Annotated in this window: 8 protein-coding genes; 5 read left to right on the forward strand and 3 right to left on the reverse strand. The window is 47.2% G+C overall.

Features of this window, described 5'->3' with window-relative positions; translation table 11 throughout:
• Window positions 1–441: 441 nt before the first annotated feature.
• Window positions 442–2,523, reverse strand: a complete 2,082-nt coding sequence (locus tag CPIN_RS32430) for a discoidin domain-containing protein (RefSeq protein ID WP_044220237.1) — start codon at window positions 2,521–2,523, stop codon at window positions 442–444.
• 294 nt (window positions 2,524–2,817) lie between these two features.
• On the opposite strand from CPIN_RS32430, the gene CPIN_RS32435 reads away from it, so the two are divergent.
• Window positions 2,818–4,212, forward strand: coding sequence for a Gfo/Idh/MocA family protein (locus CPIN_RS32435; protein WP_012794126.1), 1,395 nt, complete (start codon window positions 2,818–2,820; stop codon window positions 4,210–4,212).
• Between the two features lie 46 nt (window positions 4,213–4,258).
• Here the strand turns inward: CPIN_RS32435 and CPIN_RS32440 are convergent, their stop codons facing one another.
• A complete protein-coding gene (locus CPIN_RS32440) occupies window positions 4,259–5,575 on the reverse strand; it encodes a sugar MFS transporter (protein WP_012794127.1) in 1,317 nt (438 codons plus the stop codon).
• A 334-nt stretch (window positions 5,576–5,909) separates the two neighbouring features.
• On the opposite strand from CPIN_RS32440, the gene CPIN_RS32445 reads away from it, so the two are divergent.
• From CPIN_RS32445 to CPIN_RS32460, 4 genes are read left to right on the forward strand one after another with little or no spacing between them, the layout of a single operon-like run.
• Window positions 5,910–7,580 (forward strand): MFS transporter, encoded by a 1,671-nt coding sequence (locus tag CPIN_RS32445; protein WP_012794128.1) that lies wholly within the window; start codon window positions 5,910–5,912, stop codon window positions 7,578–7,580.
• A complete protein-coding gene (locus CPIN_RS32450) occupies window positions 7,552–8,517 on the forward strand; it encodes an ROK family protein (protein WP_012794129.1) in 966 nt (321 codons plus the stop codon). The genes CPIN_RS32445 and CPIN_RS32450 overlap by 29 nt, the downstream gene beginning before the upstream one ends.
• Before the next feature lie 38 nt (window positions 8,518–8,555).
• Window positions 8,556–9,608 carry a glycosylasparaginase gene (locus tag CPIN_RS32455; protein ID WP_012794130.1) on the forward strand — a complete coding sequence of 351 codons (1,053 nt, stop codon included), beginning with the start codon at window positions 8,556–8,558 and terminating at the stop codon, window positions 9,606–9,608.
• Window positions 9,609–9,616: 8 nt separating this feature from the next.
• Complete coding sequence (locus CPIN_RS32460; RefSeq protein WP_012794131.1) at window positions 9,617–10,378, forward strand: copper homeostasis protein CutC; 762 nt, start codon at window positions 9,617–9,619, stop codon at window positions 10,376–10,378.
• 90 nt (window positions 10,379–10,468) lie between these two features.
• On the opposite strand, the gene CPIN_RS32465 is transcribed toward CPIN_RS32460, so the two are convergent.
• Complete coding sequence (locus CPIN_RS32465; RefSeq protein ID WP_012794132.1) at window positions 10,469–11,935, reverse strand: RagB/SusD family nutrient uptake outer membrane protein; 1,467 nt, start codon at window positions 11,933–11,935, stop codon at window positions 10,469–10,471.
• Window positions 11,936–11,939 lie beyond the last annotated feature (4 nt).

Genomic DNA, 11,939 nt, shown 5'->3' on the forward strand with positions numbered 1-11,939 from the left:
GTAAATCAATAAATTAATACCTGGAATCCATTGCTGGATAGAAATAATACCTGCTATGACTGAGAGTTGTCACGAGGTTGCGATAGCGTGCATTATGTAAGCGGACGCTATCAAATACGAGGTCGTCGGGAAAGATATCTAAAGACATTGAACCCAATAGAGTATTCTCCTTCTCTCAGAGAAGGATGATATGCAGAAAGTGTATGGGCCGCAAAGTTTTCCAACTTCAGTTCAGCATTAAATTGTTAAAAACTGTCTTTATTTTAAATCAAACGCAAAGTTATAATATTATTTTTTCTTAGCGGACAAAAAATTCAAGACGGAAAGTTAAATTATCAAATAGGTAGTTGCAAATTACGGGCCAACATAGATTATTTATACTCATATAAAACAGATGTCCCCGCCATTCTGGCGGGGACATCCTGAAAATCAATAGTTTACTTATTTAGTGATAACGCCTAGCTCTGCCACACTGGCCCAATGCTCATTTTCATTGGCAGGCGTAGTGGCCACAAGGCGGATAAATCGTCCTTTTGCAGGAATGTTAAATTTAATTGTCTGCGTCACAGGATTGTTGGCAATGTTCGCAAAGTTTCCATGTGCCACAGGCTGGCCCCAGTTCTCCCCATCCTCACTCACATAAAACTCATAGCCATAGATCGTACCGGAACGTACCGTCTGGTGTCTAGGCGTATACACAAACCCTTTCAGGGTCAATGACTCATTCATATCTATCTGGATCTCATGCGGATATTTTGATGCATCCGGCTGGTAGTTCGTCATCCAGAAGGAATTCGGGTTGCCGTCAATCGCTCTCTCCGGATCGGCACCTGCTGCCTGATCATCTGTATATATCACCTTCCACTTAGCCGGCGCTATATCATAACTAACAGTAGTTGTTGTACTGGCTACCTTTCCTTTCTCCAGGAATGACTTCGCCCTGATAACACCGCCCTTCGGCAGGGGAATCAAACCTGTATATCTAGGTGATTTGAAAGTCGGCTCCCTGCCATCCAGGGTATAATGCAGTTCCGGATCCGGAGAAGAACAGGTAATGCTCACATCGCCGTTCTTGTTACGGTTAATAACAGGTACCGCCAGTAAACCCGGCGCTTTGTACAGCTGTACTTCGCTGATCACCGGACAAGCCAGCGCATCCAGTATCTTCACACGCACCTGCGTAGTGGTCACATCCGGGAAGGACAGAATACGCTTATGTCCGATTGTGGTAGCTGTCGTTACTTCCTTAAACGCCCCTTTCTCCAGCACTTCCACGCTAAACGCCTTCACACGCTGGCCAAGCGGAATATACTCCTGCATCACCAGCCGGTTGAATGTAACCGCCTTCGGGAAAGTCAAAGTGATTGTTCCCTGTAAAGCATTATCCGGCGTAGCCCAGTAAGTGTCATTCTTACCATCGATCAGGTTACGCACATTAACATGTGTATTTCCCTTGCGGGTTTCTGTGGCTGTCACCTTTGCTTTCAGTGCCAGGTTGGTCTTAAAGCTCTCTTCACGCATTCTCCTGAACTCCATCAGACGGGTAGAATCCGCTGAATAGATCAGACCTCTCCGGTCAACCGGCACATTCAACAGCATATTCCCGTTGCGGCCGACAGAACCATAGTAGATATCTAACAGCTGCTGTACGCTTTTTACCTTATCATTGGTAGACGGACTATAAAACCATCCCGGACGGATAGACACATCACATTCAGAAGGTACCCATTTCTCTCCGTTCATATTCCCTTCATTCAGTACAGACTGTGGAGGCGCACCCTTTCCTGGCGAAAAACCAGTCACGTTCAGCGTAGACCAGCTCGTAGTACCTGCAATGCCATCCTCATTACCTACCCAGCGGCAACCCGGTCCCACATCACTGAAAATAACCGCATTCGGCTGGTTCTTATATACCGTACTGTGGAAAAGCGGCCAGTCGTATACCGGCTTCTTACCATTCGGACCTTCTCCGTTAGCACCGTCAAACCATTGTTCAAACACAGGGCCATAGCTGCTCAGCACTTCATTTAATGTATTAGAGAAAACCTGGTTGTACTCCGGTGTACCATAAGCAGGGTGGTTACGGTCCCATGGAGACAGATATACACCAAACTTCAGTCCGTACTCCTTACAGGCGGCGGATAATTCCTTCAGGATATCCCCTTTCCCGTCTTTCCAGGCACTCTCTCTGACCGTATGGGTGCTGTATTTACTTGGCCACAGACAGAAACCATCGTGGTGCTTCGCAGTAATAATAATCGCTTTCATACCGGCGAGTTTCGCGGTACGCGCCCACTGACGGGCATCCAACTGGGAAGGATTGAAGACCTTAGGATCTTCGTCGCCATGTCCCCATTCATTGTCTGTAAAGGTGTTCGGACCAAGGTGGATAAACATGTAATATTCCATATCCTGCCACTCCACCTGTGATTTGGATGGCAGCGCCCCATACGGAGCAATGTCCTGCGCATGAGCAGTGGCCAGCGTGCTGCAAAGCCCGGCCATTAATAAGAACTTTCTCATCTCAAATGTTTGACCTTTCGTGGAACCGGACCGTTTTCCGGACACAATCAGTGGTATAAGACCTGTTATTTAGTTTCGTAAGACCTGCTGTTTCTTTAAGACCTGTTTATGCACACTTTCCGCAGTATCCAACTAAAATAATGTTTAATAAAGGGAATAGTATATACCATGAGAAAATTGATGCAGGGAAAGTCAAAATAAAATAGAAGTTCCCCAACAATTTCTCTATTTTTAGTCACCAGCTACAAATACACCAGCAGTCTTCTTTTAGCAAGAGCTAAAACCAAACAACGCATGAAAAAGCAGCAATTTCACAGGAGAAACTTTCTCAAAACCACTGTGGCCGCAGGTGTAGGATTGACCCTCCTCAATACGCCTGCCCGCCTCTTCGCAGACATCAAAAAGGAAAAAGTAAGAGTAGGATTGATAGGTGTAGGCGCCCGCGGACAAGGGCATCTGGACCTGTGCCTCCATCGGGACGATGTAGATGTTGTGGCCATCTGCGATCCGGATACACAATGGGCAATTCCAAAATCCCGTGAACTGATTACTAAAGCTTATGGCGCTAAAAAGAAAGTAGCCGAATACAGCAACGGTCCCGAAGATTTCCACAATCTTTTAAAACGGGATGATATTGACGCTGTTATCATCGCTACACCGTGGGAATGGCATACCATCCAGGCTATTGCAGCCATGAAAGCAGGTAAAACGCCTGCCGTAGAGGTTTGTGGCGCATCAGATATCCAGGAATGCTGGAACCTGGTGAACACCAGCGAAGATACCGGCGTACCGGTATTTGGTATGGAAAACGTATGCTATCGCCGGGATGTAATGGCCGTACTGAATATGGTGAGACAAGGTCTTTTCGGCGAACTCACACACCTGCAGGGCGGCTATCAGCACGACCTCCGCAAAGTGAAATTCAACAATGGAAAACAACTCTACGGCGGTGGTGTCGAATTTGGCGAAAAAGCCATGTCTGAAGCCAAATGGCGTACAAACCACAGCGTACACCGTAACGGTGACCTCTATCCCACACATGGTCTGGGTCCCGTAGCCAATATGATCAATATCAACCGTGGAAACAGGCTGCTGTCACTGACATCCGTAGCCACCAAATCCAGGGGATTACATAAATACGTTGTGGATAACGGAGGAGAAAATCACCCGAATGCCAAAGTGGAATTCAAACTCGGTGATATTGTGACCACCCTGCTCCGCACCAACAATGGAGAAACTATCATGCTCTCACATGATACCAACTCTCCCCGCCCCTATTCGCTCAACTTCCGCGTACAAGGCACCAATGGCCTGTGGATGGACGATTTCGACTCCATTTATGTAGAAGGTAAAAGCCCTTATGACGAATGGGAAAAAGCAGGTAGTGACAAGGATCCGAACAGTTATATGGGCAAATACGACCATCCGCTGTGGAGACGCTATACCAGCAGTGCTGCAGGCGCAGGACACGGAGGAATGGACTGGTTTGTGATCAATTCCTTTATCGAAAGCGTAAAAAGAGGCGCACCTTATGCGCTGGATGTATATGACCTGGCCACCTGGTATGCGATTACGCCGCTGAGTGAACAGTCTGTAGCCGAAGGAGGTAATGTGCAGTATATACCGGACTTTACAAGAGGAAGGTGGATGAACCGAAAACCGATATTTGCGCTGGACGACCAGTACTAAATAAAAAGGCCCGCCGGATAGCGGGCCTTTTTTATGATCAGTCAGATTATCTTTTACCAACTTTATGTCCTGCCAGTGCGTAGTACAGGATGTAGAGGTAACCTGGTACCATACAATACAGGAAGGCATGTCTGAAGTCCATTCCCTGTACATAAATGAAGCTCTCCGGGTTGTACAGACGGGAGAAGATCTGTGGCAGTATGCCACCACCAACAATACCCATGATCAGGAAAGCAGAACCCAGCTTGGTAAAGCTACCCAGCTTTTCAATCGCCAGCGGGAAAATAGCAGGCCACATCAGTGAATTCGCGAGACCCAGTAAAGCGATGAAAGTAACTGCTACGTAGCCACTGGTCATGAATGCACAGGCTGTGAATAATATACCCAGGATCGCACATATACGCAGACTCATATCCTGAGACAAGTATTTCGGAATAGCGATGATACCTACGACATAACCTACCAGCATGGCTGCCAGCGTAAATGTGGTGAAATATTTAGTTTTGTCAAGGCTCATACCCAGCTCACGGCCATAAGTACCGATCACATCGCCGGCCATTACTTCCACACCCACATACATGAAGATACACAACGCACCCAGCAACAGGTAAGGATACTGGAAAATGCTGTTCCTGCTGTCGGTAACGGTTTTACCTTCATTATCCACAGATTTGTTGTCAGTATCTATTTCCGGAAGAGAAGAACGATTAATTGCTACTGCCAGTCCTACCAGGATCACGGCCAGCACGATATAAGGAAGGATCACCCTGGAAGCCAGGCTGTCCAGTAAACCACTTTTAACCACTGCATCTGTAGTAGCAGCGATCTGTTTTTCCAGCCCTTCTGCATCTTTGAGGATGATAGAAGCCAGGATCAGCGGACTTATCGTACCCGCGATCTTATTACAGATACCCATTATACTGATACGTTTAGCCGCACTTTCAATAGGTCCGATAATGCTCACATAAGGGTTGGAAGCCGTTTGTAACAGAGACATACCCATCCCCTGTATGAAAAGGCCAGCCAGGAAAAGGCCGAAATTACGTGTGTTGGCCGCCGGAATGAAGATCAGGCAACCAGCTGCGATAATCACAAGGCTATAGGCCATACCGTTTTTAAAGCCGGTCTTCTTGATGATGAAAGAAGAAGGGATCGCCAGGAAGAAATATCCCAGGTAAGAAGCAAATGTCACCAGCAAAGCTTCCGCAATGGTCAGCTGACAGGATAACTGCAGAAACGGGATCAACGTAGCATTTACCCACGTGATAAAACCAAGCATGAAATAGAGAACCCCCAGAATAAGGAGCGATTGTACATAGCTGGCCTGTTTTGGCGCAGCAAGCGTAGTTGCGGTGTTAGACATTGTTTCCCCTGTTTTACAAATAATTAAATGATTCTGATTGATCTTTGCGAACTTATGTACTTATTTCTGCATTTCATAGTTAATTACACGGAAATAGCACTTTTGAGTAGATATAAGTTAATTTCCCATCTTAAAAGGCGTAAATAGTACACTTTTAAATTTTTGCCGACGCATTTTAATCAACTTCTATCTAAAATAAATAGAAATTTTACAACATATTAGCTAAAACGTTTTTGCTTCAGGAAAATAGGCATATTTATTTTGAAAATTTAGGAATTCTCGAAAAATAATTTATACATTTATCGCGCAAAAATTACAGTAATTTAACACGTTTATGGCTCAACAAACAAAGCAAAGTACACATCCATCTTTCTTTGTACTGATACTTGTATTTTTTTTCTGGGGCTTCGTGGCTGCTTCAAACAGCATCTTCATCCCCTTTTGTAAAGCGCATTTCCACCTTGGACAACTGGAATCTCAATTAATTGATTTCTCTTTCTACGGCGCTTACTTTATCGGCTCGCTGTTGCTGTATCTCTTCTCAGCACTACGAGGCGTAGATATCTTAAACAAGATCGGTTACCAGAAAGGTATCATTTACGGCCTGCTCATATCAGTAGTAGGTGCAATCGCGTTAATCGCCGCAGTGAACATCGGTAACAAAATGGCTGATTCCACTGCCGCGTTCTATCTTATTCTGGGTGCTTTCTTTATCGTTGCGCTGGGCTTTTCTCTGCAGCAGACTGCAGCTAACCCCTTTGCCATTTTATTAGGCGATCCGGCTAAAGGTACTCACCGTCTTAACCTGGCGGGAGGTATCAACTCCTTTGGTACCACTATCGGACCACTGGTAGTAAGTATTCTTCTTTTTGGTTCTGCGAAAGATGCTTCCGTGTCTGCTGACACTGACATCAGCAAGATCAATACGCTCTACGTCCTGTTGATCGTACTATTCCTTGTTGCCGCAGCTATCTTCTGGTTCTCCAAAATGCCTAAAGGCACATCTGACGAACCATTTGAGCAATCTCCGCGTGCAAGTAAATCCCTGAGCGCTATCACCGGCATGTTCGTCCTGATCATGGTTGGTCTCGTACTCAATGCGATCAAAACTTCTATCGGCGTTGCTGAAACAACTGACCTGGGCCTGCCTTTCTTCCTGATCGGTATCGTAGGTATCCTCGCAATTCTCTTCTATTCCCTGAACAGCGCACGCAAGGATGGTAATGGCTGGGGAGCCATGAGATATCCGCAGCTCATTATGGGTATGATCGCCATCTTCGTGTACGTTGGTGTGGAAGTAACCATCGCCAGCAACATGGGCGCCCTGCTGAAACATCCGGGCTTCCTTACACTGGAAGGTTTATCAGAATCCCAGATCGACCCTTATGTATCCCTCTTCTGGGGTAGTATGATGGTGGGGCGCTGGACAGGTGCTATCACCGTATTCAATGTATCCAAAACCGGTCGTCAGATCCTTTCTGTGATCGTTCCGTTCATTGCTTATGGCGTAGTACTGACAGCAAATCACCTGAAAGGTACAGATGTAAGTGTGCTGTATCCTTATGCAGGTGTACTGGTCGTTCAGATCATCGGCTTCTTCGCCGGTCAGGACAAACCGGCAAAGACCCTCATGATCTTCGCACTGCTTGGTATCATGGCCATGGTGATAGGTCTCTTCACTACCGGTGAAGTAGCGATCTTCTCCTTCGTTGCGGGCGGTCTGTTCTGCTCCGTAATGTGGTCATGCATCTTCGCACTGTCGATCGCTGGTCTGGGCAAATACACCAGCCAGGGTTCTTCCTTCCTGGTACTGATGATCCTCGGTGGTTCACTCGTTCCTCCGGTTCAGGGTGGTCTCGCAGATATCCCTTCTATCGGTATCCATTATTCTTACATTATTCCGGTTGTATGCTTTGCATACCTGGCATTCTTTGCATTCAGAGTTAAAAACATATTAAAATCACAGGGAATAGATTATGAGTCAGCAATTAGCGGTGGGCATTGATATTGGAGGAACCAATACAAAGTTTGGCATAGTAGATCGCAGAGGTAATATTCTGTGTGATGGTCGTATGCTAACGAACCAACACGAAGACGTTCATGGCTTCCTGGATGAGTTGCACGAGCATCTCTCCGTATTGATCGCACAGGTAGGTGGCATTGAAAACATCAGAGGTATCGGTGTAGGTGCACCAAATGGTAACTTTTATACCGGTAACATTGAATATGCTCCAAACCTCCGCTGGAAAGGTATTATACCTTTAGCAAAATTGCTGGGTGAAAAGTTTGGCGTACCGGCTATCCTTACCAATGACGCTAACGCAGCGGCACTCGGTGAATTCCAGTACGGTGCTGCAAGAAGCATGAGAGATTTCATCGTTATCACGCTGGGTACAGGGGTAGGTAGCGGTATTGTTGCCAACGGTCAGCTGATCTATGGTCACGATGGCTTCGCAGGTGAACTCGGTCACTGTATCGTGATCCCTGGTGGCAGATACCATCCTGGTACAGGCGCACACGGTTCCCTGGAAGCATATGCTTCTGCAACCGGTGTAACCAACACTGCCCTGGAATTCCTGGCTAACCGCCCGGATACACAGAGCATCCTGCGTGATCATTCGAAAGAAGAGATCAATTCCAAAGTGATATATGAAGCCGCAATGAAAGGCGATCCGCTGGCAGTAGAAGTATACGAATTCACCGGTAAAATACTCGGTGAGGCCCTGGCCAACTTTGTCATGTTCTCCAGCCCTGAAGCGATCATCCTGTTCGGTGGTCTGACCAAAGCAGGCGACATGATCATGAAACCTGTACGCGAGCATATGGAGAAAAACCTCTTGCCTATCTTCCAGAACAAAGTGAAGCTGGTCTTCTCCGAACTGAAAGAAAGCGATGCGGCTATCCTCGGTGCAAGCGCCCTGGCATGGGAAATGAAAGATTAAACTTTCGACCGGTTTTCCGGTATCATAAATAAAGAATTATGCAAGATCGCAGACATTTCTTAAAAGCAGCGGCCCTCAGTGCCGCTGCTTTATCTTTAGATGGTATTACATCTGAGAAAGCACAGGCAGCTGATGCCTCCAAAGGTAAAGTGACCAAACCGATCGTTGTCTCTACATGGGACTTCGGCCGCGCCGCCAACGAGGCTGCATGGGACGTACTGAAAAAAGGTGGTCGTGCACTCGACGCCGTTGAAGCCGGCGTAAGAGTACCGGAAGCTGACCCTAACAACCATACCGTAGGATACAGCGGGTTCCCTGACCGTGATGGTCGTGTAACCCTCGATGCCTGCATTATGGATGAACTGGGCAATTGTGGCTCTGTAGCTGCACTGGAACACGTGACACACGCTATCTCCGTAGCCCGTGCCGTAATGGAAAAAACACCACACGTGATGCTGGTCGGTGATGGCGCACTCCAGTTCGCCCTTGCCAATGGTTTCAAAAAAGAAAACCTGCTCACACCGGAATCAGAAAAAGCATGGCGCGAATGGCTGAAAAAGTCAGAATACAAGCCGATCATGAACATTGAGAACTCCTCCTATGGTCCTGACAAGGCAACGACTTTCAACCCGCTTAAACTGCCAGGTAACGTCTACAACCACGATACCATCGGTATGGTGGCACTGGATGCTAACGGTAACCTGTCCGGCGCCTGTACGACCAGTGGTATGGCCTTCAAACTGCATGGCCGCGTAGGCGACTCTCCCATCATCGGTGCAGGTCTCTATGTCGACAATGAAGTAGGCGCTGCTACCTCCACCGGTGTTGGTGAAGAAGTGATCCGCGTCGTAGGTAGCTTCCTCGTTGTAGAACTGATGCGTCAAGGTTATTCTCCTGAAGCAGCCTGCAAAGAAGCAGTAACGCGTATCGTAAAGAAGAATAAAGAAAGAGCAAAAGGCTTACAGGTAGGCTTTCTCGCCATCAACAAAAAAGGCGAACACGGCGCATACTGCCTGCAGAAAGGATTTAACTATGCTGTGCTCTCCGAAAAGGAAAGCAACGTCCTGATAGACGGTAAGCACTATTTCTAAGTATAAAAATGGAGAAAAAGATCACGCTTGAGATCTGCGCCGGTTCGGTCGCTTCCTGCATCGCTGCAGAAGAAGGCGGCGCACACCGTATTGAATTATGCGACAATCTGCTGGAAGGTGGCACCACCCCCAGCTATGCAACGATTGCCCTGGCCCGTGAGAAAGTAAAAATAGACCTCTACCCTATTATCCGCCCCCGTGGTGGCGATTTCCTGTACGATGACCTCGAATTCACCCTCATGCAGAAAGACATTAAACTCTGCAAATCCCTGGGATGTAATGGTGTGGTAATCGGTCTGCTGACCACCGATGGTAAAGTGGATAAAGTACGTACCAAAGCCCTGGTTGATCTGGCCTGGCCCATGGGTGTTACCTTCCACCGCGCCTTCGATATGACAGAAGACCCGATGCAGGCACTGGAAGATATCATTGAAGCAGGTTGTGAACGTATACTGACCTCCGGTCAGCGGAATACAGCGGTAGAAGGTATCCCTTTACTGAAAACACTGGTGGAAAAATCTGCCGGACGTATTGCCATTCTCGTAGGCTCCGGTGTACGGGCGCATAATATCGCTGAACTGGTAAAAGAAACAGGCGCTATAGAATTTCATACGACCGCCAAAGCATATGAAGAAAGCGGTATGGTGTACCGTAATCCAAATGTCAGCATGGGCGGTATTCCCGGTGTACCTGAATACGGCATTTCAAAAACACAGGTAAGCGAAGTGAAAAAGATCCTGGCCCTGGCTACTGAAGCCGCCGGTAACTAAACATTTCCCACTTGTCATAAAAGCAAAAAGGGGCGTCTGCTAAATAGCGGACGCCCTTTTTCGTATCGGTTTAGATTTGCTGTTAAGCCCTTACAGATCGTTCTGAATAATGTTACCATTCGCATTGATCTCATCCTGCGGGAACAGGAATTCCCAACGAATATCTCCTGCCGGTACCTGCATCAGACCATTCGTCAAAGTAGTCGTATGGTTGCTGCCGGTCCTGTCAAGTGCCTGGTTCATACGTTTCAGGTCATAGAAACGGAACCCTTCGCCCCACAGTTCAATACGACGGTGTCTCAGGATCTCCTGCAACAGTGCATCGCCTGTGTTAGTGCTTTTTGTATAGTTTGGGTCACGATTCACCATCAGTGTATACAGTGCATCAGCTGCGCCAGCATTGTCATTCAGGCGTGCTTTAGCTTCCGCTTCGATCAGGTACATCTCCGCTGCACGCATCATCGGTACGTCGCCAATGCTGCTGCTGGTAGCGGTCAGGAACTTCTTGTTGATATAAGCCGGACTGATACCACCTGATGGAACAGGCACGTTCTTACCATCCGGACTGAATACCAGTCTGCGTACATCTGTAGCTGACATGGTTTCGTAAAGCGTGCTGTTGATCGCTTTAGGATTCGTTCTGATAGCGCTGGAGTTGAAGTTTGCAGAGATGAACGCAAAGAAGGAATAGAAATAAGTGGTCTGCTCAGAGATCTGGTGACTACCCCACATCCACTCCGCATTGTTATAATCATTGAAACCTTTCAAATAATCTGCATTAGACATCAGTGCTACACCAGCTCTCGCTTCTGCAGCAAATTGTGCTGCTGTCGCCCAGTCCTGCTGTGTCAAAGCAATACGTGCTTTAAAGCCTTTTGCTACCGCTTCGCTGATGTGTGATCTGTTATCGCCTGCATAACCGGCCAGACCTGTCAAAGCTGCATCAATATCTTTGTTGATCTGTGTATATACCTGTGCAACTGTAGATCTTGGCAGTGGCTCAACCGTATTGGTCAGTACCAGCGGTATGCCCAGCTGACTGTTATTACCGTTTGCGTCAAAGCGTTTGCCATACATCTGCACCAGGTTCCAGTAAGACCATGCACGGTAAGCGAATGCCTGTCCTTTAATGATAGCTTTCTCCGCCGGGTCAGCATCTACTGCGTCGATATTGTCGATGATCATGTTTGCGTTTGCAATGATCTTGTAGTAGAAATAGTAAGTGTATTTCAGGAAAGTCGCAGAAGTCGTACGGTGTGTCACCCACTGATACTGTGAGTTGAACCAACCGTTACCGGCTGCTGTCATTACCAGGTCATCACCCAGCATATCATTGTTGAGCATGATACTACCCTGACCACCCTGGTCCTGGTTATCATACTGGATATACAGGGAACGGTGAATACCATTGATAGCCGACCATGCGCCTGCTATATTGCTGAATACTGCGCCGGAAGGATAGGCATCAGTAGGGTTCGTATCCAGATAATCTTTGCTGCAGGAACTGAAAATTAATACCGGTACAGCTATGAGTATATATAATAATTTCTTAGTCATCTTT

The sequence above is a fragment of the Chitinophaga pinensis DSM 2588 genome, from assembly GCF_000024005.1.
GTDB classification, from domain to species: Bacteria; Bacteroidota; Bacteroidia; order Chitinophagales; family Chitinophagaceae; genus Chitinophaga; species Chitinophaga pinensis.

What these genes read in the sequence shown, in the direction of transcription:
- CPIN_RS32430 (WP_044220237.1), bottom strand. Translation starts at nt 2,523, where the DNA reads ATGAGAAAGTTCTTATTAATGGCCGGGCTTTGCAGCACGCTGGCCACT.
- CPIN_RS32435 (WP_012794126.1), top strand. Translation starts at nt 2,818, where the DNA reads ATGAAAAAGCAGCAATTTCACAGGAGAAACTTTCTCAAAACCACTGTG.
- CPIN_RS32440 (WP_012794127.1), bottom strand. Translation starts at nt 5,575, where the DNA reads ATGTCTAACACCGCAACTACGCTTGCTGCGCCAAAACAGGCCAGCTAT.
- CPIN_RS32445 (WP_012794128.1), top strand. Translation starts at nt 5,910, where the DNA reads ATGGCTCAACAAACAAAGCAAAGTACACATCCATCTTTCTTTGTACTG.
- CPIN_RS32450 (WP_012794129.1), top strand. Translation starts at nt 7,552, where the DNA reads ATGAGTCAGCAATTAGCGGTGGGCATTGATATTGGAGGAACCAATACA.
- CPIN_RS32455 (WP_012794130.1), top strand. Translation starts at nt 8,556, where the DNA reads ATGCAAGATCGCAGACATTTCTTAAAAGCAGCGGCCCTCAGTGCCGCT.
- CPIN_RS32460 (WP_012794131.1), top strand. Translation starts at nt 9,617, where the DNA reads ATGGAGAAAAAGATCACGCTTGAGATCTGCGCCGGTTCGGTCGCTTCC.
- CPIN_RS32465 (WP_012794132.1), bottom strand. Translation starts at nt 11,935, where the DNA reads ATGACTAAGAAATTATTATATATACTCATAGCTGTACCGGTATTAATT.